Origin of the sequence: Sphingomonas sanxanigenens DSM 19645 = NX02 (genome assembly GCF_000512205.2) — a bacterium.
In the GTDB taxonomy this organism is placed as follows: Bacteria; Pseudomonadota; Alphaproteobacteria; order Sphingomonadales; family Sphingomonadaceae; genus Sphingomonas_D; species Sphingomonas_D sanxanigenens.
Genome location: NZ_CP006644.1, coordinates 4,933,094 through 4,955,725 on the forward strand (window position 1 = coordinate 4,933,094; position 22,632 = coordinate 4,955,725).

At 67.8% G+C, this 22,632-nt stretch carries 24 protein-coding genes and 1 pseudogene; 11 read left to right on the forward strand and 14 right to left on the reverse strand.

Annotated elements, in window-relative coordinates; translation table 11 throughout:
• Positions 1–123: 123 nt before the first annotated feature.
• Entirely contained in the window at positions 124–918 is a 795-nt protein-coding gene (locus NX02_RS22575; protein WP_039996788.1) for a hypothetical protein, read from the forward strand.
• 17 nt (positions 919–935) lie between these two features.
• Here the strand turns inward: NX02_RS22575 and NX02_RS22580 are convergent, their stop codons facing one another.
• From NX02_RS22580 to NX02_RS22590, 3 genes are all read right to left on the reverse strand, one after another.
• Entirely contained in the window at positions 936–1,799 is an 864-nt protein-coding gene (locus NX02_RS22580) for a 2-dehydropantoate 2-reductase (RefSeq protein ID WP_025294434.1), read from the reverse strand.
• Entirely contained in the window at positions 1,796–2,917 is a 1,122-nt protein-coding gene (locus tag NX02_RS22585; protein WP_025294435.1) for an NADH:flavin oxidoreductase/NADH oxidase, read from the reverse strand. Before NX02_RS22585 ends, NX02_RS22580 begins: the two co-directional genes overlap by 4 nt.
• A gap of 78 nt (positions 2,918–2,995) precedes the next feature.
• A complete protein-coding gene (locus tag NX02_RS22590) occupies positions 2,996–3,949 on the reverse strand; it encodes an aldo/keto reductase (RefSeq protein WP_025294436.1) in 954 nt (317 codons plus the stop codon).
• Between the two features lie 290 nt (positions 3,950–4,239).
• On the opposite strand from NX02_RS22590, the gene NX02_RS22595 reads away from it, so the two are divergent.
• Positions 4,240–5,208: a sensor domain-containing diguanylate cyclase gene (locus NX02_RS22595; protein WP_211258245.1), complete on the forward strand. Its 969-nt coding sequence runs from the start codon at positions 4,240–4,242 to the stop codon at positions 5,206–5,208.
• Positions 5,209–5,216: 8 nt separating this feature from the next.
• Here the strand turns inward: NX02_RS22595 and NX02_RS22600 are convergent, their stop codons facing one another.
• The 5 genes from NX02_RS22600 to NX02_RS22620 form a co-directional block, all read right to left on the reverse strand.
• Positions 5,217–5,429, reverse strand: coding sequence for a hypothetical protein (locus tag NX02_RS22600; RefSeq protein WP_025294438.1), 213 nt, complete (start codon positions 5,427–5,429; stop codon positions 5,217–5,219).
• Positions 5,430–5,448: 19 nt separating this feature from the next.
• Positions 5,449–5,913: a hypothetical protein gene (locus tag NX02_RS22605; RefSeq protein ID WP_025294439.1), complete on the reverse strand. Its 465-nt coding sequence runs from the start codon at positions 5,911–5,913 to the stop codon at positions 5,449–5,451.
• A 327-nt stretch (positions 5,914–6,240) separates the two neighbouring features.
• Entirely contained in the window at positions 6,241–6,660 is a 420-nt protein-coding gene (locus NX02_RS22610; protein ID WP_025294440.1) for a DUF3597 domain-containing protein, read from the reverse strand.
• An 86-nt stretch (positions 6,661–6,746) separates the two neighbouring features.
• Positions 6,747–7,046, reverse strand: coding sequence for a cupin domain-containing protein (locus NX02_RS22615; RefSeq protein ID WP_025294441.1), 300 nt, complete (start codon positions 7,044–7,046; stop codon positions 6,747–6,749).
• On the reverse strand, positions 7,043–9,103 hold the full coding sequence (locus NX02_RS22620; RefSeq protein ID WP_025294442.1) for a S9 family peptidase: 2,061 nt from the start codon (positions 9,101–9,103) through the stop codon (positions 7,043–7,045). Before NX02_RS22620 ends, NX02_RS22615 begins: the two co-directional genes overlap by 4 nt.
• A gap of 97 nt (positions 9,104–9,200) precedes the next feature.
• Between NX02_RS22620 and NX02_RS22625 the strand changes: the two genes are divergently transcribed.
• The gene (locus tag NX02_RS22625; RefSeq protein ID WP_025294443.1) at positions 9,201–10,994 is read left to right on the forward strand and encodes an aminopeptidase P family protein; all 1,794 of its coding nucleotides are present in this window, start codon (positions 9,201–9,203) and stop codon (positions 10,992–10,994) included.
• Between the two features lie 189 nt (positions 10,995–11,183).
• On the opposite strand, the gene NX02_RS22630 is transcribed toward NX02_RS22625, so the two are convergent.
• The 4 genes and pseudogenes from NX02_RS22630 to NX02_RS22645 all read right to left on the reverse strand — a co-directional run bounded on the left by NX02_RS22630 (position 11,184) and on the right by NX02_RS22645 (position 15,949).
• Positions 11,184–12,554, reverse strand: a complete 1,371-nt coding sequence (locus NX02_RS22630) for a glutamate--cysteine ligase (protein WP_025294444.1) — start codon at positions 12,552–12,554, stop codon at positions 11,184–11,186.
• Positions 12,555–12,626: 72 nt separating this feature from the next.
• Complete coding sequence (locus tag NX02_RS22635; protein ID WP_025294445.1) at positions 12,627–13,379, reverse strand: 16S rRNA (uracil(1498)-N(3))-methyltransferase; 753 nt, start codon at positions 13,377–13,379, stop codon at positions 12,627–12,629.
• Between the two features lie 188 nt (positions 13,380–13,567).
• Positions 13,568–15,160 carry a cisplatin damage response ATP-dependent DNA ligase gene (locus NX02_RS22640; protein WP_025294446.1) on the reverse strand — a complete coding sequence of 531 codons (1,593 nt, stop codon included), beginning with the start codon at positions 15,158–15,160 and terminating at the stop codon, positions 13,568–13,570.
• Between the two features lie 40 nt (positions 15,161–15,200).
• Positions 15,201–15,949, reverse strand: a pseudogene (locus tag NX02_RS22645) (sulfite exporter TauE/SafE family protein).
• A gap of 88 nt (positions 15,950–16,037) precedes the next feature.
• Here NX02_RS22645 and NX02_RS22650 point away from each other — a divergent pair.
• The gene (locus NX02_RS22650; protein ID WP_025294447.1) at positions 16,038–16,892 is read left to right on the forward strand and encodes a metallophosphoesterase; all 855 of its coding nucleotides are present in this window, start codon (positions 16,038–16,040) and stop codon (positions 16,890–16,892) included.
• Positions 16,893–16,984: 92 nt separating this feature from the next.
• Here the strand turns inward: NX02_RS22650 and NX02_RS22655 are convergent, their stop codons facing one another.
• A complete protein-coding gene (locus tag NX02_RS22655; protein ID WP_025294448.1) occupies positions 16,985–17,482 on the reverse strand; it encodes a Dps family protein in 498 nt (165 codons plus the stop codon).
• A 270-nt stretch (positions 17,483–17,752) separates the two neighbouring features.
• On the opposite strand from NX02_RS22655, the gene rpmG reads away from it, so the two are divergent.
• The 6 genes from rpmG to NX02_RS22685 all read left to right on the forward strand — a co-directional run bounded on the left by rpmG (position 17,753) and on the right by NX02_RS22685 (position 21,494).
• Complete coding sequence (gene rpmG / locus NX02_RS22660; RefSeq protein WP_025294449.1) at positions 17,753–17,920, forward strand: 50S ribosomal protein L33; 168 nt, start codon at positions 17,753–17,755, stop codon at positions 17,918–17,920.
• A gap of 253 nt (positions 17,921–18,173) precedes the next feature.
• Positions 18,174–18,449, forward strand: a complete 276-nt coding sequence (locus NX02_RS22665) for a DUF3572 domain-containing protein (RefSeq protein ID WP_025294450.1) — start codon at positions 18,174–18,176, stop codon at positions 18,447–18,449.
• On the forward strand, positions 18,446–19,123 hold the full coding sequence (locus NX02_RS22670) for an HAD family hydrolase (protein ID WP_025294451.1): 678 nt from the start codon (positions 18,446–18,448) through the stop codon (positions 19,121–19,123). Before NX02_RS22665 ends, NX02_RS22670 begins: the two co-directional genes overlap by 4 nt.
• Positions 19,120–19,590 carry a RidA family protein gene (locus NX02_RS22675; RefSeq protein WP_025294452.1) on the forward strand — a complete coding sequence of 157 codons (471 nt, stop codon included), beginning with the start codon at positions 19,120–19,122 and terminating at the stop codon, positions 19,588–19,590. Before NX02_RS22670 ends, NX02_RS22675 begins: the two co-directional genes overlap by 4 nt.
• Positions 19,562–20,332, forward strand: coding sequence for a glycerophosphodiester phosphodiesterase family protein (locus NX02_RS22680; protein ID WP_039996791.1), 771 nt, complete (start codon positions 19,562–19,564; stop codon positions 20,330–20,332). The genes NX02_RS22675 and NX02_RS22680 overlap by 29 nt, the downstream gene beginning before the upstream one ends.
• Positions 20,333–20,342: 10 nt before the next feature.
• Positions 20,343–21,494: a GNAT family N-acetyltransferase gene (locus NX02_RS22685; protein ID WP_025294454.1), complete on the forward strand. Its 1,152-nt coding sequence runs from the start codon at positions 20,343–20,345 to the stop codon at positions 21,492–21,494.
• A gap of 19 nt (positions 21,495–21,513) precedes the next feature.
• On the opposite strand, the gene NX02_RS22690 is transcribed toward NX02_RS22685, so the two are convergent.
• Positions 21,514–21,804, reverse strand: a complete 291-nt coding sequence (locus NX02_RS22690) for a hypothetical protein (RefSeq protein WP_039996792.1) — start codon at positions 21,802–21,804, stop codon at positions 21,514–21,516.
• Between the two features lie 269 nt (positions 21,805–22,073).
• Here NX02_RS22690 and NX02_RS22695 point away from each other — a divergent pair, with 269 nt between their 5' ends.
• Complete coding sequence (locus NX02_RS22695; RefSeq protein WP_025294456.1) at positions 22,074–22,580, forward strand: hypothetical protein; 507 nt, start codon at positions 22,074–22,076, stop codon at positions 22,578–22,580.
• The last annotated feature ends 52 nt before the right edge of the window (positions 22,581–22,632 follow it).

Sequence of the window (22,632 nt, forward strand, 5' to 3'; positions counted from 1 at the left end):
ACCGACTGCCGCCAGACAGCAGCGGCCCCTATCTGGGCGTGATGACGGAATCTATGACCGAGAACGACAGTTCCCCGAGCAGTTTCTCGGTGCAGACCGGCGGGCGGGCCTGAGAGTCGGTCGATGGCCACGCAGCCTGCCCCCTCTCCCTGGGACCGCAACACCCGCCGTCGGCGGCCGGGGGCGCTCGTCCTCGCGGTGGTCGTTTACGCGCTGATCCTCGTCGGCCTGCTTTCGCTCGCCCCCAAAATCGCCGACATGGCGCAGTCCGGCACGAAGAGCTTCAAGCTGATCAACGTCACCGACGACCAGGGCAAGGAGGAGAAGAAGCAGGCGCCGCGCCAGCAGCGGCAGGCGGCGGAGGAGCGTCCGGCCGAGGTCAAGCCGCCCCCGCCCGTCGCGCTGCCCCCGCCCGTCGCGCTGCCCCCGCCCCCGGTCGCCCCGCCCAACGCGCCACCGATGCCCCCGAACATGATCATCATGTCTCGGCAGGACTTTGCCTCGACCGACATTTCCAAGATGGCGCGATCGGCGCAGTCGGGCACCCAGACCGCGCAGAACGGCCAGGGCGGCGCCGATTCGGAAGAGGTCGGCCAAGGGCCGAACGGCGAGCAGCTCTACGCGGCAGACTGGCATGTGCGGCCCAGAGGCAATGAACTCGCCTTCTACATGCCCAAGAACCGCCGTGGGTCGGGCTGGGGCGAGATCATCTGCCAGACCATTCCGGACTATCGCGTCGACAATTGCCGCCAACTCGGCGAATCTCCGCGCGGTTCGGGGCTGTCGAGCGCTCTGCGCCAAGCCGCCTGGCAGTTCCGCGTCAAACCGCCGCGCGTCGGCGGGCGCCTGCTGGTCGGCGCGTGGGTGCGCATCCACTACGACTTCTACGACGGCCGCACCGAACAGCAGCAGCCGTAAGGGCTTGAATATAGCCCCTACGCCGCCCGGATCAGCACATCCGCCATCCGGTTGAGCGGCGCATCGATGCCGTGCGCCGCCCCGAGCCGGGCGATCACGCCGTTGCGCGCGTCCGCCTCGGTCGGGCGGCCCGCCAGCCGGTCGGCATGGATCGAGTTGATCGAATCCGCCGGGCCGGCGCGGTAGCCCGCGACCACCTCGTCGGCGAGCGTATCGGGCAGATCGGCGCCCACCGCGCGGCCGACCGCGATGCATTCGCGCACCAGCCCGCGCATCAGTTCGGCGACCTCTTCGTCCGCGGCGATGCCGGCGGGCTTCAGAGTCAGCGCATTGACCGCGCCGGCGCAGTTCACCGCCAGCTTGCGCCACGCCGCGGTCGTCCAGTCGCCGGTCGTCCGCACGTCGATCGGGCCGTTCGCGAACAGCGCTGCGAACCCCTCCCCGCTCCCGCCGGCGGGCACGATCATCCCGCCGGTGCGCCGCTGCACGACGATGCCGGGCGCGCTGCGCTCGGCAGGAATATCGACGATCACCGGCACCAGCCGCTCCGCCGCGATCGCCGGAAAGCGCGCACGATGCTCGACGCCGTTCTGCAGCACCGCCACGCGGGTGCCCTCACCCACCAGCCGGTCGAGCCACGCCTGCGCGCCGACGGCGTCATAGGCCTTGGTGACCACCAGCGCCCAGTCGACCGGCGCCGCCGCGGCGGGGTCGGTCAGCAGGCGCGGCCTGCTTTCCAGCACGCCCGCCGGCGTCTCGACGCGCAGCGTTTCGAACGGCGTGCGCGCGCACAGCATCACGTCCAGCGTCGGATCGGAGATCAGCCAGGCCGCCACCGTCGCGCCGACCGCGCCGGTGCCGATCACCGCGACCCTCGTCATCCCTCGGCGCTGCCCGGCAGCTCGAACAGCGATTTGTACTGGCGCGGCTGCGAACGGAGATACTGTTTGGGTGCATGGACATGCGCGCCGAGATGCGCCGCGGCATGCCACGGCCAGCGCGGATCATAGAGGATGGTGCGCGCGAGCGCGACGAGATCGGCGTCCCCGGTGGAAACGATTGCCTCGGCCTGCTCAAAGTCGGTGATCAGGCCGACAGCGACGACCGGGATCGACACCGCCTGTTTCACCGCGCGGGCGAGCGGCACCTGGTAGGAGGGGCCGACCGGGATCTGCTGCGCCGGATGCAGCCCGCCGCTCGATACATGGATCGCTGCGCAGCCGCGCGCCTCCAGCGCCCTGGCGAAGGCGATGGTGCCCTCTGCATCCCAGCCGCCTTCCACCCAGTCGCTGCCCGAGACCCGCACCGTCACCGCGCGCTCGGCGGGGAAGGCGGCGCGCACCGCATCGAACACCTCCAGCGGGAAGCGCATGCGGTTCTCGAGCGAGCCGCCATATTCATCCTCGCGGCGGTTGGAGAGCGGCGAAAGGAACTGGTGGAGCAGATAGCCATGTGCGACATGGATCTGCACCGCATCGATCCCCAGCCGCGCGGCGCGTTTCGCCGCTTCGGCGAAGGCGTGCCGCACGCGCGCCAGCCCGGCCGCGTCGAGCGCCTCCGGCGCAACGTCGCTGTCGTTGAAGCCGATCGCCGAAGGGGCGACCGTCTGCCAGCCATTGTCATGGTCGGGCGCGATCTGCCCGCCACCATGCCAGGGCAGGTCGGTCGAGGCCTTGCGGCCGGCATGGGCGAGCTGGATCGCGATCGGCATGTCCGACCAGCGGCGCACGCTTTCCAACGTTTTCGCCATCGCCGCCTCGGTCGCATCGTCCCAAAGCCCGACATCGGCATAGCTGATGCGGCCTTCGGGCACGACCGCGGTCGCCTCGATCGTCAGCAGCGCCGCGCCCGACAGCGCGAGATGGCCGAGATGGATCTGATGCCAGTCGGTCATGCAGCCGTCGACCGCGGAATATTGGCACATCGGCGCGATGACGATGCGGTTGGACAGGCTGAGCTGGCCGACGGTCAGCGGTTCAAACAGTTTCGGTCCGGCCATGAGAATCTCCCGAGCGGGTTTCGCGGGTGCGAAATAGGCGCTGGCCCGCGTCGCACCAAGATGGCCTGATCGACGGATTTACGCACTTGCGTTGTTGAGCGCTGCAACGTCTTCGTCGCTCAGCACGATTTCCGCCGCACGCGCAAATTCCGCGACCTGCCCGACGTGGGTGGCGCTGGCGATCGGTGCCGTCACCGCCGGCTGCGCGATCAGCCAGGCCAGCGCGACCGCGCCCGGCGTCGCGCCGTGGCGGGCAGCGACGGCATCGAGCGCGTCGAGCGTGGCGAGCCCGCGCGCATCGAGATATTTGGCGACCCGGCCACCGCGCGTCGATCGGCCGAGATCGGCTTCGGACCGATATTTGCCGGTCAGAAAGCCCGAAGCGAGGCTGAAATAGGTGACGACACCGATGCCCTCCGCCGCGCACAGGTCGGCGACCGCGCCCTCGAACCCGTCCCGCTCGACAAGGCTGTATTCGGGCTGGAGCACGTCGTAGCGCGGCAGATCCCGTTCCCGCGACACGCCGAGGGCGGCGGCGAGCTGGTCGGCCGTGAAGTTGGAGGCGCCGACCGCGCGGACCTTGCCGGCCTCGATCAGCCGGTCATAGGCGGTGAGCGTTTCCTCCGCCGGCGTCTCCGGATCGAAGGCGTGCGAGAAATAGAGATCGATCGTTTCGATGCCGAGCCTGGACAGCGAGCGTTCCGCACCCTGCGTGATCCAGCGGGCCGAGAGCCCCTTCTCCCCCGGCGGACCCATGTCCATGCCGACCTTGGTGAAGATCGTCACCCGATCGCGCATGCTCGGCCGCGCTTTCAGCCAATTGCCGATGATCGTCTCGGACTCCCCGCCCCTATTTCCCGGGACCCAGCCCGAATAGACGTCCGCGGTGTCGATCGCGTCGAAGCCATGATCGACGAACGCATCGAGCAGCGCGAAGGACTGCGCCTCGTCAACCGTCCAGCCGAACACATTGCCGCCGAACACCAGCGGCGCGATCGAAAGGCCCGTGCGGCCGAGAGAGCGTTTCTGCATTCCTGCCTCCTTGTCACCCGGTAAAATCACACGATATCCCAGAAGGGACGGTGCCGAACCCCTGTTTCGGCTGGATGCGTTGCGAGTGCGAAGGTTTCACTTTCCATCGACACTGCGATCGGCTTGAAGCGCCAAATGTTACCCGTTAATTTGCTTTTCTATCCCTTGGAGGGATGGTCTCGGTCGTGGTGGTAGATGAATCACTGGCGGCGCCGCAAGCGGCAGCCGCGGGCGAACTTCGATATCGTCTTGGCATGGAGCGCCTGCTGAAGGCGGTTCAGGAGCTGTCGTTGGCGCGCGATCTTGACGCGGTGCAGCGTATCGTCCGCTCCGTCGCGCGCGAACTGACCGGCGCCGATGGCGCGACCTTCGTGCTCAACGATGGTGGCGATTTCTGCCATTATGCCGACGAGGATGCCATCGCGCCGCTGTGGAAGGGCCATCGCTTCCCGCAGCAAAACTGCATCAGCGGCTGGGTCATGCGAAACCGCCAACCCGCGGTGATCCCCGACATCTATCAGGATGAACGCATCCCGCACGCGGCCTACCGGCCGACCTTCGTCAAGAGCATGGTGATGGTGCCGATCCGTACGATCGATCCGGTCGGCGCGATCGGCAATTATTGGGCGCAGGAGCATCAGCCGACCGCGACCGACGTCACCCTGCTGCAGGCGCTCGCGGACGTGACGTCGGTCGCGATGGAGAATATCTCGGTCTACGCCGAACTCGAGGATCGCGTCCGCATGCGCACCGAGGAACTGGTTCGGGCGCATGACGAGATCCAGCTGCGCGCGATCACCGACGACCTGACCGGGCTGCTCAACCGCCGGGGTTTCTATGAGGTGGCACAGGCGGCGCTCGGCGCGCACCTGCCGGTATTGATCGCCTATATCGATGCCGACGGGCTGAAGCAGGTCAACGATCGGCTCGGCCATGCGGCGGGCGATGCGATGTTGACCGATCTGGCGGATGTGCTGCGATCGAGCGTACGCGCGTCGGACATCGTTGCGCGGATGGGCGGCGACGAATTCTGCGTGATGATGATCGAGCCCGAGATCGATGGCGATACGCTGCGCGCGCGGCTGGTGAACCGGATCGACAGCCGCAACGCGACGGCTGCCCGCGACTATCGCCTGTCCGCCAGCGTCGGCTGCATCGCGGTGGGCGCGACCACGACCGACGATCTCGACCATTGGCTGGTCGAGGCCGACCGCCGCATGTATGCGGAAAAGGCGGCGCGCCGCATGCAGCGGCACTGACCGCGCGATCAGCGGCGCGACCGGCCCAACCGCTGGTGCCGGCGGACGGCCCAGACAGTCCAAAGGGTAGAGGCGAGCGCGACGAACGCGACGCCAAGCCCCGGCACGAGTTGCCCGATGACGAAGGCCATGGCTGCGATCAGCGCGGCGACGGCGATATAGACCCACATCGGCAACATGGTACGGCCCCCCTGCTCGGTGCCGGCATCGTAACCCGCCACGGCGGGGCTGTCGACCGGATCAGCGCGCCGCCGCGGGCCCCAGATCCTCCCATCCGACCAACCGGTCGACCAGCACCATGCCGGGCGAGACGCCGAAATGCCCATAGCCTTCCAGCGGCTTGCGGTTCATGTCGGTCGCCGTCCGCCCGACGAAGCGCAGCCGATAGACATGACTGCGCTGCGGCTTGAAATCGACGGGGAGGACGCTGTCCTTGTCCATCGACAGCCAGACGCGATGGGGCCGCCCCTCCAGATCGGCGAGCGACGTCGCGCCCTCATGAAAGGACGAGCCCTCGAACTGGTTGACCCAAACGCCGGCAATCTCGCGCGGCGGGTCGAACGCCTCGCACGCGCGGGCGCCGATATAGGTGTGGATCGTGTAGGCGCCCTGCTTTTCCTTTACGAAGCAGCGCGCTTCTTTCGGGGCCTGCGGTGGCGGCGCAGCGGCCTGCAGCATCAAAATCGGCAAGGCGAACAGCATCATAGCGTCTCTCCCCGCCGCCGATCGTGGCGAAAGAAGCGAGTGCTGACAATGTGATCGACCTCGACCATATGCTCATCGAAGCCGACCGGCTGATGTATTTGGAGAAGGCTGCAAGGCCAGTGCAGCGACAGTGAGCGGCGCCTAGCCCTCTTCCCTCGGGGGAGAAGGTCGGGTGAGGAGGAACCGCGCCTGGGGTAACGGCTTCGGCAAGCCGGCTCCGGCGTGCAGGGCGACAAGGCCTTACGCTCTGTGCGACTGCCGCCCCCGAAGGGAAGGGGGCCGCGGCGGCGAGGGCTGTCTTCGATTCAGCCGCCCCCGCCCCTCAGCTCAATCCGTCAGCGCCGCTGGGACCTTGCCGCCGTTACGAGCCAGCTCGCGCATCACCTGCTTGTGCAGCCAGATGTTCATCTCTGCCGACCCATCCTTGGCGCCGGCATAGCCCAGCTCGGTCGCGAGTTCCTTGCGGTTGGCGAGGCTCGAATCGAGATCGAGCAGCATCATCAGATCGACGATGGAAACCTTGTAGTTGGATTTGGGGCTGCCCTTGTCCAACCAGATCTGGTGCAGCACCGCCTCGACATCGACCGGCTGTGCGGGCGCCGACGCTGGAACAGGGGCCGCCGCCGGCTTGGGCGCCGCGGCGGCGGGTGGCGGCGCGACTGCGGGCTTCGCCGCGGGTGCAGGGGCCTTGGCAGGCTCGGCCTTCTTGCCGAAAATGACATCCCTGATCTTTCCGAATACGCTCATTGGATCATCCTCACGGGCTGGAACAGCTCGGCCGACCAACGCCTCGCCGCCCGCGAAGGTCCGCCGATGTCAGAAAGGATCTGCCCTCACCCCAGCAGATGCACCGCCAGCCACACCGTCGGCTGGTCCGTCGCCGTCCATGTCACCCAATGCTTCACACCGCCGGGCACCAGCATATGATCGCCGGGCGCAAGCGCGCGTTCCGCCTCCCCCTCGACCAGTACCCGCGCCGCGCCGGAGACGATCATCACCCACTCGTCATGCGCCTGCACATAGGGCTGGTCCGGCGGGGTGACGTGGCCGTGCGAAACGATCCGCTCGATCAGCACGTCCGGGCGGCTGAGCAGCGCCTCGAAGCGTTCCGCCTCGCCGCCCGCCGGCGTCATCCGGCGGCCTTGCCCGACTGCCAGAGCAGGAAGGCGAACTCCTCGGCGGTCTCACGCAGCGAGTCGAAACGCCCGGACTTGCCGCCGTGGCCGGCGCCCATGTTGGTCTTGAGCAGCAGGACATTGTCGTCGGTCTTGGTGGCGCGCAGCCTGGCGGTCCACTTCGCCGGTTCCCAATAGGTCACGCGCGGATCGTTGAGGCCGCCGGTGATCAGCATCGGCGGATAGGGCTGCGCCCTGACATTGTCGTAGGGCGAATAGCTGCGGATCAGCGCGAAGGCGTCCGCATCCTCGATCGGATTGCCCCATTCGGGCCATTCGCCGGGGGTCAGCGGCAGATCGGGGTCGAGCATCGTGTTGACGACGTCGACAAAGGGGACGTGCGCGACCACCGCGCCCCACAGGTCGGGGTCGGAATTGACCACCGCGCCCATCAGCTCGCCGCCCGCCGACCCGCCCGAGGCGGTGATGCGGCCCTTGGCGGTATAGCCGCGCTCGATCAGCGCCTTCGCGACATCGACGAAATCGTTGAAGGTGTTGGTGCGCTTTTCCAGCTTGCCATCGAGATACCATTGCTGGCCGAGATCGTCGCCGCCGCGGATATGGGCGATCGCATAGGCGAAGCCGCGATCGACGAGCGAGAGCCGTGCGGTGGAGAAGCCCGGCGGGATCGCATAGCCATAGGCGCCATAGGCATAGAGGTGCAGCGGCTGCGTGCCGTCACGCTTGAAATCGCGGCCGTGGACGATCGAGACCGGGATCATCGTGCCGTCGCGCGCCGCGATCTCGATGCGTTCGGTGACATAGGCCGACGCATCATAGCCCGAGGGAATTTCCTGGACCTTGAGCACGGTCTGGGCCGCGGTCGCGACGTCATAGTCGACCACCGTATCGGGGGTGACCATCGACTCGTAGGAGAGGCGAAGCGTGTCGACCTTGTATTCGGGATTCTCATCCAGCCCGGCGACATAGCTCGCCTCGGGGAATGTGATGCGCTTCGGCGGGCCGCCCGCATAGTCGCGCAGCTCGATCTGATCGAGGCCCTTCTCGCGGCCCTCGACGACGTAGAAATCGGCGAAGGTCGAGACATCGGTCAGGTAGAAATCGCGCGAGGGCGCGATCAGCTCGGTCCATTCGCCGGGCCTCTCGACGGGGGCGGTAACGAGGCGGAAATTGGTATCGGTGTCGTTGGTGCGGATGAAGAGGGTGCCGTCATGCTCCTCCACCTCATATTCCACGCCCGGCACGCGCGCGCGCACCAGCACCGGTTCGGCCATGGGATCGGTGGCGGGCAGCAACCGCACCTCGCTCGTCACATTGTCGCCGGTCGCAACGAGGATCCACTTGCGCGAGTGGGTCATGCCGACGCCGGCCTGGAAGCCGTCGTCCGGCTCCTCATAGATCACGACATCGTCGGCGGCGTCGGTGCCCAGCCGGTGCAGCTTGATCGTATCGATCCGCCAATTGTCGTTGACCTCGCCATAGAGCAGCGACCGGTTGTCCTCAGCCCAGACGATGCCGCCCAGCGTGCCCTCGATCTCGTCGCGCAGCATCTCGCCGGTCGTGAGGTCGCGGATGCGGATGGTGTAGCGTTCGGAGCCGTCATCATCGACCGAGAAGGCGAGCAGCCGGTCGTCGGCGGTCACGTCCATCGCGCCGAGCTGGAAATAGTCCTTGCCCTCGGCGAGCACGGTCTCGTCGAGCATGAGTTCGTCGGGGCCGCCCGCCACCGGGCGCCGCCACCATTTGCGATATTGCGCGCCGATCTCGAACGAGCGCCAGTAGAGATAGTCGCCATCCTTGGCGGGAACGCTGGCATCGTCTTCCTTGATACGGCCCTTCATCTCCTGGAACAGGGTCTCGATCAGCGGCTGGTGCGGCGCCATCGCGCCCTCGAACCAGTCGTTCTCGGCTTTCAGGTAGGCGAGGATCTCCTCATCCTTGACGTCGGGATAGCCGGGGTCGCGCAGCCAGGCATAGTCGTCGATCCAGCGCACGCCGTGCCGTTCATTGGTCTGCGGCTTGATGGCGGCGACGGGCGGCTTGGCATCGGTCATGAAGGCGCTTTCCGGAGGAGGACAGGGGCGCGGGCCGCTGGTCTCAGGACGAGCACGGCCCTATGTTGGGCGCCATATCTGGATACGGGAAGTGTGTATGTCCACCCATGAGGCGCGCCTGAAGGCGCTGCGCGAACAGTTGCTGCGTGACCGGCTCGACGGCTTCGTCGTGCCGCTGACCGATGAGCATATGAGCGAATATGTCGGCGCCTATGCGCAGCGGCTCGCCTGGCTCACCGGCTTCCAGGGCTCGGCGGGCGCGGCGGTGGTGCTGCCCGAGGCGGCGGCGATCTTCACCGATGGCCGCTATACCTTGCAAGTGCGCGAGCAGGTCGACGGCAATCACTGGGCCTATGTCGGCGTGCCTGAAACGAGCATTTCTGACTGGCTGGCGGAGCATGCCGCCGATGGCGCGCGCATCGGCTACGACCCCTGGCTGCACACTAGCGACTGGGTGGCGCAGGCGACCAGGGCGCTCGCCGCCAAGGGCGCGACCCTGGTCGCGGTGACCGCCAACCCGATCGACAAGGTGTGGGCGGACCAGCCCGAGCCCTCCGACGCGAAGCTCAGCGTCCAGCCCGACGAACTCGCCGGCAAGAGCTCGGCCGAGAAGCGCCACGAGATCGCCGAATGGCTGGTCGCGCACAAGGCCGAGGCGGCAGTGCTCTCCGCGCTCGATTCGATCGCCTGGGCGTTCAACGTGCGCGGGCAGGACGTGGATCGCACGCCGGTGGCGCTTGCCTATGCGATCGTCCATGCCGATGCGACCGCCGACCTGTTCGTCTCGACCGAGAAGGTCGATGACGAGGTGGCGCTGCACCTCGGCAACGGCGTGCGGCTGATGGATCGCGACGCGTTCGAGACCGGGCTCGAACGGCTGGCGGGCAAGCGCGTCGCGGTCGATCCCGAGCGCGCGGTCGCCGCCATCTTCGAGACGCTCGACAAGGCGGGCGCGACGGTGCTGGCATTGCGCGATCCCGCGGTGCTCGCCAAGGCGATCAAGAACCCGGCGGAGATCGCCGGCCACAAGGCGGCGCAGGCGCGCGACGGCGCCGCGCTCAGCCGTTTCCTCCACTGGCTGTCGGTCGAGGCGCCCAAGGGCGGCGTCGACGAGCTCAAGGCCGCCGACACGCTCCGCGCCTTCCGCGAGGAGACCGGGCTGCTGCGCGACCTGTCGTTCGACACCATCTCGGCAGCGGGCCCGCACGCCGCGATCCCACACTATCGCGTCGACGAGTCGAGCAACCTGCCGCTGGAGATGGACCGCATCTTCCTGATCGATTCGGGCGGCCAGTTCGCCGACGGCACCACCGACGTGACCCGAACGGTGATCGTCGGGACCCCGACCGCGGAGATGAAGGACCGTTTCACCCGCGTGCTCAAGGGCCATATCGCGATCGCCACCGCGGTGTTCCCCGAAGGCACCAATGGCGGCCAGATCGATGGCTTCGCACGGCAATATCTGTGGGCGGCGGGGCTCGATTATGCGCATGGCACGGGGCATGGCGTCGGCGCCTTCCTGTCGGTGCACGAAGGCCCGCAGCGCATCGCCAAGCCGAGCTATCCGGGCGGCGGCCCTTCCGAACCGCTGCGCGCCGGCATGTTCCTCTCGAACGAGCCCGGCTACTACAAGGCGGGCGACTATGGCATCCGCATCGAGAATCTGGTGCTGGTGGAAAAGCGCGAAATCCCCGGCGGCGAGCAGACCATGCTGGGGTTCGAGACGCTGACCTTCGCGCCGATCGACCGCGCGCTCATCGAGGTGGGGCTGCTGAGCCCGGCGGAGCGGGCGTGGCTGAACGACTATCATGCGCAGGTGCTGGCGCTGATCGGGCCGCAGCTCGAGGGTGAAGCGAAGGCCTGGCTGGAAGGGGCGTGCAAGGCGCTCTGAGGTTTGGCGATTTTCCTCCCCGAGCTCTGCTCGGGGAGGAGAGTTGCTGACTTCGATGGGGCTCGGCGCAGAACAGGCTGCGCTCTCGCGCCGCGCGCTCGCTGTGCGAGCGCAACCCCTCATCCAACGTCGCCTAATTCGCTGCGCTCATCAGGCTTCGTATCCTTCTCCCCCAAGGGGAGAAGGTTTTTAGAAGCTCATTTCGTCGTAGACGCGCGAGAGGTCGCCGGCCCACACGCCATGATAGCGTTCCAGCAGCACTTCGGCGGGCACCTTGCCGCTCGCGACCACTTCGCGCAGCGGATCGAGGAAGCCGTTCTCGCTGTCTCCCGCGCCGTTCAGCCGCGCGCGCGCGGTGAGGCCGGCGCCGGCGATCTCGAGGATCCGCGGTGCGAGGTCACGGAGCCTGCCGCCGGGGATCGGCGCGTCGAGGCCGAGCTTCGGCACCGAATCGCGCAGCACCTGCCGCTCTTCCAGCGTCCAGTGCTTCACCTCGTCCCACGCCGCATCGAGCGCGGTCTGGTCGTAAAGCAACCCCACCCACAGCGCCGGCAGCGCGCAGATGCGGCTCCACGGGCCGCCATCGGCGCCGCGCATTTCGAGGAAGCTCTTCATCCGCACCTCGGGGAAGGCGGTGGAGAGGTGATCGGACCAGTCCGAAAGCAGCGGCCTCTCGCCCGGCAGCGCGGGCAGCCGGCCTTCGAGGAAGTCGCGGAAGCTCTGCCCGGCGGCGTCGATATATTTGCCGTCGCGGAAGACGAAATACATCGGCACGTCGAGCGCATAGTCGCGATAGCGCTCGTAACCGAAGCCGTCCTCGAACACGAAGGGCAGCATGCCGGTGCGCGCCGGATCGGTATCCGACCAGATGTGGCTGCGATAGCTGAGGAAACCGTTGGGCTTGCCTTCGAGGAAGGGCGAATTGGCGAAGAGCGCGGTCGCCAGCGGTTGCAGCGCGAGGCCGACGCGGAACTTCTTCGCCATGTCCGCCTCGCTCGCATAGTCGAGGTTGACCTGGATGGTGCAGGTGCGCAGCATCATGTCGAGGCCGAGGGTGCCGACGCGCGGCATGTGGCGCAGCATGATGTCGTAGCGGCCCTTGGGCATGATCGGCAGTTCGGCGCGGGTCTTGTCCGGCCACAGGCCGAGGCCGAGGATGCCGAAGCCGAGCCTGTCGCCGATCTCCTTGACCTGCTTCAGATGGCGGCCGGTTTCGGCGCAGGTCTCGTGCAGATTGTCGAGCGGCGCGCCCGACAGCTCGAGCTGGCCGGCGGGCTCGAGGCTGACATTGCCGTCCGGCCCGGAGAGCGCGATGATGTTCTCGCCCTCATAGATCGGCTCCCACCCGAACTTGGTGAGCGCGATCAGCAGCGCGTGGATGCCGCCCGGTTCCTCATAGCTGGGGGCGCGATGGTCGGCCTTCCAGTAGACGAATTTCTCATGCTCGGTGCCGATCCGCCACGCGGATTCGGGCTTCTCTCCCTTCGCGAAGACACGAAGCAGATCGTCGATATCCTCGACGACAGGGTCTTTTTCCGTGGAAACCGTCCGCGTGCTCATGGCGGGCCTCTAGCGAGCGTTTTGGGGCTACGCCAGTAGCATTAGGCGACCTATCTCTTGATCCGATGGAGCTTATCCGTTCGCCCAGTCGCCATTGACCGACATCCAAACCGCCGTCGCGGCGATCGCCGCGGTCTCGGCGCGCAGGATACGCGGGCCCAGCGAGACGGCGACGGCGCCCGCGGTCGCGCGGATGCGCTCGCGCTCGCCATCCTCGAACCCGCCCTCGGGGCCGATCAGCAAAGCCGCCGGCCCGCCATGCGCGCGCACCGCCTGCGCGATCGGCACCCCGCCCTGCTCGTCGGCGAAGAACAGCGCGCGATCGGCGGGCCAGCCATCGAGCAGCGCGTCGAGCGCCACCGGCTCGGCCAGTTCAGGCAGGCTGGTGCGGTCGCATTGCTCCGCCGCCTCGATCGCGGCGCTGCGCAACCGGTCGGCCTTGAACTTGTCGATCACGGTGCGGCGGGTGACCACCGGCTGGATCCGCGCCACGCCCAGTTCGCAGGCCTTCTCGAAGACCAGATCGATGCGGCCGCGCTTGAGCGGCGCGGGCAGCAGCCAGAAATCGGGCACCGTCTCGCGCGGGCGGAGATGATCGGAGACCGTCAGCAACAGATCGCGTTTGCCGGCGGCGGCACCGATCGCCAGCCATTCGCCGCTGCGATCGTCGAACAGCTTCACCGGATCGCCATCGCCCACGCGCATCACCGTGCGCAGATAATGCGCCGGCGCCCCCTCGATACGCAGCTGCGCGCCTTCACGGAGCGGCTCGTCGACGAACAGGCGCGGGGTAGAGCGCGGCGGCCAGGCGGGGGTGGCAGGCATGGCGCGATGCTTGCCGCGGCAAAGGCGGGAAGTCGACCACCAAACCTTCTCCCCTGGGGGGAGAAGGATACGCAGCCTTATGAGCGAAGCGAATCAGGCGAAGTTGGATGAGGGGTTGCGCTCGCGAAGCGAGCGCGCGGCGCGAGAGCGCCGCTCCCCACTCCGACCAGGGCCCCAAGGGCGAGGGTCTAGATCGCAATCATCCCCTTCAGCGTGGCGATCAGATCCGCCTCCTCCGCAGGCTTATCCGTCCGGATCCGCGAGATCCGCGGAAAGCGCATCGCGATCCCCGATTTGTGCCGCTTCGATTCATGGATCGAATCGAACGCCACCTCCAGCACCAGCGTCTTCTCCACCTCGCGCACCGGTCCGAAGCGGTTGACCGTGCTGGTCCGCACGAAGCGGTCGAGATCCTTCAGCTCGGCATCGGTGAAGCCCGAATAGGCCTTGCCCACCGGCAGCAGTTCGCCGCCCTGCTCGGGCGGCGCCGTCCAGCAGCCGAAGGTGTAGTCCGAATAGAAGCTGGAGCGCTTTCCCGAGCCGCGCTGGGCATACATCATCACGCAATCGGCGGTCAGCGGGTCGCGCTTCCATTTGTACCACAGACCCACCCGGCGCCCGCCGACATAGGGGCTGTCGCGCCGCTTGAGCATGACCCCCTCGATCGCGGCATCGCGCGCACCGTCGCGGATTTGGCCAAGCGCCTCGAAATCCGCGGCCTCGATCAGGTGCGAGAGGTCGAAGCGCACGGGGTCGAGCCGCGGCACGAACGCCTCCAGCCGGGTGCGCCGGTCCCGCCATGCCAGTTCGCGCAGATCTTCGGTGCCGTCGAACAATATGTCGTAGAGGCGGACGAAGGCGGGATAGTCCGCCAGCATCTTCGCCGACACCTGCTTGCGCCCCAGCCGCTGCTGCAGCGCGTTGAAGCTCGCCGCCTCGCCGCCCTGTGCCTCGCCCTTCACCAGCAATTCGCCGTCGAGCACGCCCTGGCCGGTGAACGCCGCCGCGACATCCGGAAACGCGGCGGTGATGTCGTCGCCGCCGCGGCTGTAGAGCCGCGTCTCGCCACCGACGCCGACGAGCTGGATGCGGATGCCGTCCCATTTCCACTCGGCCGCGAAGTCGGCGAGGTCGATGCTGCCGTCTTCCAGCGGATGCGCGAGCATGAACGGGCGGAACACCGGCAGTTCGGTCGAGCGCGGCTGGTCGCCACGCCCCTCTGCCCAATCGAACAAGGGCGCATAGGGCGGCTGCAGCCCATGCCACACCTCCTCCACCGCATCGACGTCGAGATCGAACGCCTGCGCCAGCGCGGTCTTGGCGAGCCGCGCCGAAACGCCGATGCGCAGTGCGCCCGACGCCATCTTGAGCAGCGCGAAGCGTTCCTCGGGCGTCAGCCGATCGAGCAGGTCGGCGATGACCGCGGGCGCATCCGACCGCGACAATGTGGCGAGCCGCGCGATCGTCGCCGACAGGCTGAGATCGACGTCGCCGCTGGGCAGTGCCGGCGGATCGGGCCAGATCAGCGAGACCGTTTCGGCGGTATCGCCCACATAGTCGCGGCTCATCCGGAACAGCACCGGATCGACCCGCGCATCGACCATCGCGCGGATGATCGCCGGCTTCACCGCCGGCAGATCGAGCGCGCCGGTGAGCGCCGCCATCGCCCAACCGCGATCGGGATCGGGGGTGACGCGCAGATAGTCGGCGATCAGCTTGAGCTTCGCGTTGCGCGACCGCGTGTAGATCAGCCGATCGAGAAGGGTCGCGAACGCATGCATGGCTCTGCTCGAACCGTATCAGGCGCGTCCGGTTCCCGCATCAGGTGAGCGCCATCCAGACCAGCCGCACGCCGACGAGCCCCATCAGCAGGTAGATCAGCCGGTAGAAGCGCCGCGGATCGATGCGCCGGACCAGCGCGACCCCGGCCAGGGTCGAGAGGATCGCAACGGGCAGCAGCACCGCGGACAGCAGCAGATTCTCGTGGGTGAACTGGTCGAGCGCGGTGAAGGCGGGAACCTTCATCCAGTTGATCAGGCGAAGAAGATCGCCGTGGTGCCGGTGAGGGTCGCCGGCGGCAGGCCGCGCGGCAGCACCCACATCTGGAAGGGCGGCCCGCCGGCAAGCGCGATCTGGCTGACGAAGCCCGAGGCGACGCCGAACAGGCTGCCCACCCACCCCGGCGAATCGGCGGACGCGGCGATCGCGCCGTGCCGCTCCACCCACATCCGGTGCGCGGCGAAGAGGATCGAGATGATGCCGAGCGCCAGCAGCACCGCGTCGATCGAGACGTGCCGCGCGAGCAGATAGCCGAGCAGCGTGCCGATCGCCGCGCCCGGCAGCATCACCGCGAGGATGTAGCCGTCCCAGCTCTTGCGGAACGCCCACACGCCCACCGCATCCTGCACCAGCATCAGCGGCAGCAATATCGCCGCGCCCTGCACCGGCGGCACCGCCAGCGCAAGCAACGGCAGCGCCACCGATCCGACGCCGACCCAGCCGCCCTTGCCGAGGCCGAGCAGGATCACCGCGGGGATGGCGACGAGGTAGAAGAAGGGATCGGTGAGCATCGCCGCCGCATGCACGGCGGCGACCTGCACGGAAAGCGCAAAACATGTGGACGCCGCCTGCCCCGCCTGGCTGCTACGCCGGGCGCCGATGCGACGGATCCTCCTCTTGCTGATCGGGCTGCCGATCCTGATCGCGCTGGGCACGATCGGCTGGGGCTATGCGGAGGCGGTGCGCACGCCGGTCGTCCGCCATGGCATGATCGCACTGCCCCGCTGGCCCGTCGGCGCGCCGCCGCTGAAGGTCGCGTTGCTCAGCGACATCCATGTCGCGGGGCCGGACATGTCGCCGGCGCGGCTGGCGCGCATCGTCGCGCAGGTGAATGGCGAGCGGCCCGATCTGGTGCTGATCGCCGGCGACCTGGTGAGCGACAAGCGTGGCGCCACGAGGCGTTACGGCGTGGCCGAATCGGTCGCCCCGCTTCGGGGTCTGCGCGCGCGGCTCGGCGTGGTCGCGGTGCTCGGCAATCATGACCATTGGCGCGACACGCAGGCGTTCCACCGCGCGTTGCGCGGCATCGGTATTACCGTGCTGGCAAACGACGCAGCGCGGCGCGGCCCGATCACGATCGCCGGCATCGACGATCACTATTCACACCACGCCGATGTGGGTGCGACGATGCGCGCCGTGCGGGCGCTCGGCGGGCCGGTGATCGCGCTAAGCCACAGCCCGGATGTCGCACCGGCACTGCCTGCGGCTGTGCCTCTGTTCGCCGGGCACACACATTGCGGGCAGATCAGGCTGCCGCTGGTCGGCCGCCCGGCAACGATGTCCCGCTATGGCGAGCGCTATGCCTGCGGGCTGATTCGTGAGGGGGAGCGGACGGTGCTGGTCGGCGCCGGGCTTGGCACTAGCGTGGTGCCGCTCAGGATCGGCGTGCCGCCGGATTTCTGGGTGGTGACGGTGGGAAAACGCTCCGAGGCTGCTGGCCCCACCACGATGTGAACGGCCGGTCCGAGCCGGCCCCTCCACCACCGCCTATCGGCGGCGGTCCCCCTCCCCGACACGACGCGTCGGGGAGGAAAGCAACGCTGCGATCAGTTCCGGCTCGCCTCGAACAGGAACCAGGCGCGCTGTTCGGCCTGGTCGGTCCAGTCGTCGAGGATGCCGCTGGTGGCATTGTCCTTGGCCTCGTCGACGATCTCCTTGGCTTCGCGCAGCGAGGCGACGAGCGCGAGATTGTCCTCGCGGAGTTCGGCGAGCATGTCGGTGGCGCTGACGAACTCGGCGTCATTGTCCTTGATGCGCTGGCGGCGGGCGATATCGCCGATCGAACGCAGCGTGACATTGCCGGTCTTGCGCACGCGTTCCGCGATCTCGTCGGTCGTGCCGAGGATCTGGGTCGCCTGATCGTCGAGCATCAGGTGATAGTCGCGGAAATGCGGGCCGGAGACGTGCCAGTGGAAATTCTTGGTCTTGAGATACAGCGCATAGCTGTCCGCCAGGATCGCGTTGAGCGCGTCGGCGACGGTCATCGCCGCATTGCTGGCAATGTCGGTGGGCGTTTTCAGCTTTGGTTTCGGGGTCTTCGCCATTGCGGTTCCTCCAGGGTGCGGATTCGTTTCGGGTTCAATAACAATCCGTCACGCAATGGTGTCCATCGAAAATGCGGTTAAAGTTTCGATCTTTGCAATCGGGCGGGTTGATGAGCCATTCGCGATGCGCAACAGAGCCGATGCGCGGCGAATCGCCCTGTGCCGGGCTTGACTTTCCAGCGGCTTTGCATCATTGGCCCGCGCTTGAACGGAGCGGCGGCGATCGCCGCTCTTGTCGTTTCAACGGAATCGCATAGAGGTTTTTGGGTCATGGCCAAGCCGACCACTGTCAAGATCAAGCTCGTCAGCACGGCGGACACCGGCTTCTTCTACGTCACGAAGAAGAATCCCCGGACCCAGACCGAGAAGCTGAACTTCCGCAAGTACGATCCCGTCGTGCGCAAGCACGTCGAGTTCAAGGAAGCGAAGATCAAGTAAGCCGGGCCGGGGCCTTCGCCCCGCCCGCCACCGACGAGCGTGCGCCCCGGCGGCGCGCGTTTCGATCCTGTTTTCTCTTGCCCCTGGCATCACCAGCAGGAACCGTGCGGCTGTGCCGCGCGGTATTTTGCGTTCGATCCGTCGGCCGATTCGGCAGGTCGCGGAAAAACGGCGGATCGGGTTGTTATCCTCGACAACGGTTCGCCTTTTTGCCACCCGGGGCACCACGCAGTCGACCGGGGAGACATCGGCCATGGCGGACAAGGATATGAACCCGCTCAGCGACGCGACCGTGCTCGCGCTTCATGCGCTGGCCTGGACGCTGGTGGAGCCGGCGCGCGCCGACCGGCTGATCGCACTGACCGGAATCGATCCGCTCGATCTGCGCGCGCGCGCCGCGGAACCGCCGGTGCAGGCCGCCGTCCTCGTCTTCCTCGAATCGCATGAGCCCGATCTGATCGCCTGCGCCGCGGCGCTGGACGTGAAGCCCGAGGTGCTGGTCGAAGCCCGGCAAAGGCTGGAGGCGTGAGCCGGCCGCTGCTGGTGACCGATTGCGACGAAGTTCTGCTCCACATGGTCGTGCCCTTCGGCCAGTGGCTCGACGAGGCGCACAATATTTCGCTCGATCTCAGCCTCGGCCGGTTCGGCGAGGCGATGCGCGAGAAGGATGGCGGCGCGCTGATCGCGGGGGAGCGCGTGTGGGCGCTGCTCGAACAATTCTTCACCACCGAGATGCACCGCCAATATCCGTTCCCCGGAACGATCCAGGCGCTCGATGCGATTCGCGCGGTGGCGGACATCGTCGTGCTGACCAACATCGGCATCCATCTTCAGGAAGGCCGGGCGATCCAGCTCCGCAGCGCCGGCGTGGAAGCGCCCGTGGTCGGCAATCGCGGCCCCAAGGGTCTGCCGCTGGCGCGGATCATCGCCGAATATCAGCCGAGCGCCTGCGTGTTCGTCGACGATATCGGCGTCCACCTCGATTCGGCGGCGGAGCATGCGCCGATGGCGTGGCGGCTGCAGATGGTGGGCGAACAGATGCTGGCGCCGCGCGTGCCGACCGCCGCCAGCGCCCACGCCCGGATCGACGACTGGGCGACCGCCACGCCCTGGATCCTCGCCCGCTTCGGCGAGGGCCGGGCCGATGCCGCGCCGGCGGGGGTTGACCATGAGGCAGCGGCAATGCTGAAGCCGGCATCATGAACCCGATCGAACAGCGCCTCGCCGATCTCGGCATCACCCTGCCCGCGCCGGCAGCCCCCATCGCCGCCTATGTGCCGGCGGTCGAGGCGAACGGCCTGCTCCACATCTCGGGCCAGCTGCCGTTCCGCGCGGATGGCAGCCTGATCACCGGCAAGCTGGGCATCGATCATGATGTCGAGCAGGGGCGCCAGGCCGCCGAGCGCTGCGGCGTGATGCTGATCGCGCAGATCAGGGCGGCGCTGGGCGGAGACCTTTCGCGCGTCGCGCGGGTCGTCAAGCTTGGCGCGTTCGTCGCCTGCAGTCCCGAATTCACCGATCAGCCCAAGGTTGCCAACGGCGCTTCCGAGCTGATGGTCGCCGCGTTCGGCGATATCGGGCGCCACGCCCGCAGCGCGGTGGGCGTGCCGGCGCTGCCGCTGGGCGCGCCGGTCGAGGTCGATGCGATTGTCGCTGTCCGCCCGGCTTGATCGCTGGCTGGCCCCCGCGCCCGGCGGGGCGCGGGCCGGCTTCCTCAAGACGACATCCTATGCACATCGCGGCCTGCATGGTGACGGGCTGATCGAAAACAGCCGCGCCGCCGCGCTGGCGGCGATCGCCGCGGGCCATGGCATCGAATGCGACGTTCAGGCAGCCGCCGATGGCGAGGCGTTCGTCTTCCACGATGCCGTACTCGACCGGCTGACCGGCGAACGCGGCGCGCTGGCCGACCGCACGCCGGCCGCCCTCGCCGCGATCCGCCTCACCGGCACCGACGAGACCTTGCCGCGGCTCACCGAGCTGCTCGACCTGATCGGCGGCCGCGCGACCCTGCTGATCGAGGTGAAGGCGCGCAACGCGCAGGTCGGCCGGCTGTGCCGATCGGTGCTCGATGCGCTGCTGGGCTATGAAGGGGTGGCCGCGGTGATGTCGTTCAACCCCGAGGTGGGCCACTGGTTCGCGGTCAACGCACCCGGCGTCGTTCGCGGGCTGGTGATGACCGAGGAGAAGGACCATGGCTGGCGCGGCCGGCTGCGCCGCCACGCCGCGCTGTGGCGGGCGAAACCCGATTTTCTTGCCTATGACGTGCGTGACCTGCCCTCGCGCTTCGCCGCCGCGCAACGCGCCCGCGGGCTGCCGCTGCTGACCTGGACGGTGCGCAGCGATGCCGCACGCCAGATCGCGGTCGCGCATGCCGATGCCATCATCTACGAACGGCCGGTGGCGGGTTGAGGGAGCGGCGATGAGCGAAGGCGATCCCGACGAAATCCGCGTGCGCATCGGCCAGGGTGTCGCCGCGTTCGATGCCGCGGCATGGGACGAATGCGCCGGGGCCGAAAACCCTTTCCTCAGCCACGCCTTCCTGACCATCCTCGAGGAATCGGGCAGCGTCGGCCCGGGCACGGGCTGGCAGGCGCTGCCGATCGCGGTCGAGGGACAGGACGGCGGTATCGCCGGGGTCGTTCCCTCTTATGCCAAGAGCCACAGCCAGGGCGAATATGTGTTCGACCATGGCTGGGCGGATGCATGGACGCGCGCGGGCGGACGCTATTATCCCAAGCTGCAGATCGCGGTGCCCTTCACGCCGGTGCCGGGGCCCCGGCTGCTCCTCGCCGATCCGGCCGCCGCGCCCGCGCTGATCGCGGCGATCGAATCGGTGGTCGACGCCAACGATCTGTCCTCGGCGCACGCCACCTTCATCACGCCGGACCAGATCCCGCTGTTCGAGAGCGCGGGCTGGCTGATCCGGGAGGGCGTGCAGTTCCACTGGCAGAACCAGGGGTTCGACGATTTCGGCGGCTTCCTCGCGACGCTTGCCTCGCGCAAGCGCAAGGCGATCCGCAAGGAACGCGCCGCCGCGGTCGAAGGGCTGGAGATCGTACACCTCAGCGGCGAGGCGATCACCGAGGCGCACTGGGACGCGTTCTGGCATTTCTACCAGGATACCGGCGCGCGCAAATGGGGCCGCCCCTACCTGACCCGGCGCTTCTTCTCGCTGCTCGGCCAGCGCATGGCCGATCGCGTGCTGCTGATCCTTGCATTGCGCGACGGCAAGCCCATCGCCGGTGCGCTCAACCTGATCGGCACCGACACGCTCTATGGCCGCTACTGGGGCGCGGCGGAGGAGGTACCCTTCCTCCATTTCGAACTCTGCTATTATCAGGCGATCGATGCCGCGATCGACCGCAGGCTCGCGCGCGTGGAAGCCGGCGCGCAGGGCGAGCACAAGCTGGCGCGCGGCTATGCGCCGGTGCCGACCTGGTCGGCCCACTATATCCCCAACGCCAGCTTCCGCGACGCAGTGGCGCGCTTCCTCGAAGCCGAACGCGCGGAGATGGAACGGGAGATCGAAGACCTTGGCGCCTTCACGCCATTCCGCAAGGGGGATGGCTGAAGGCGGTCCGGCCGAACGATCAGTTCGCCGCCGCGTTGCCGCCCGGCATGCCGGGATAGAGCTGCGCGATGCAGACGCTTGCCGCCTTCTGCTGATCGGCATCCGACAGCTTGGCGAGTTCGGTGGCGCTGCGCCCCTCCATCACCTTGTCCGCGGTGCAGCCGCAAAGCTTGGCGAAATCGATCGCGGTCTGCCCGGCCGGTGCGGCCGAGGTTGCCGACTTGGTGCAGTTCTCGACATATTTCTCGCGGAAACTCTTCTTGAACCCCTCATCGAACGCGCTGCCTTCGCCGCATGCGGTAAGCAGCATCAAAACGGCCAACGGCATTATCGCAACGACGCGCATCGGTACCCCCTCCAAGGAAACGGCCTCCGGCGAGCACCGTAGCCGTATCTGTAAACGCCTGCCGCGCCGGTCGCTGTGCGGCACGGCACACCGATACGACGAAGGGAGCAACCGCTGCGACGAACCGGATCGGATCGATCGAATGCCACCGGCTGTGACGGCGGTCGCTTTCGATCCGCCGCATTTCGTGTAGGACGATGCCCGAAAGCGCCGCTCAACAGGGGTTTTACGGAATGCAGGAAAATTTGTGGCTGCTGATCGCGATCGCGGTGCTGGCGTTGGTCGTGGTCCTGTTCTTCGTGCTGCGCCGCTATGGCAGGTCCGGCCGCTCGGTGCCGCCGCCGGCACCGCGGCTGACCGATCCCGGTGCCGATCCCGACCTCGACGAGCGCACGGTGGTGATCCCGGCGGCGCGTGCCTATCGCGCGCCCGCCCCCGTGCCGCCGCCCGCCCCGGCGCCCGAACCGGCGCCGCTGCCGGAGGTGGCACCGCCCGCCGGTCCGCCCGACGATCTGTCGCGCATCAAGGGCGTAGGGCCCAAGCTGGTCGCGCTTCTCAACGCGCTGGGCATCACCCGCTATGACCAGATCGCAGCATGGACCGCCGCCGATATCGCGGCGATCGACACCCATCTGGGCGCCTTCAGCGGCCGGCCGACGCGCGACAAGTGGGTCGAGCAGGCCAGCTTCCTCGCCAGCGGCGACATCGCCGGCTTCGAGGCACGCTTCGGCAAGCTGTAGGCAACGCTGATACCCCCTCCCCGACGCTACGCGCCGGGGAGGCAATGGCTTG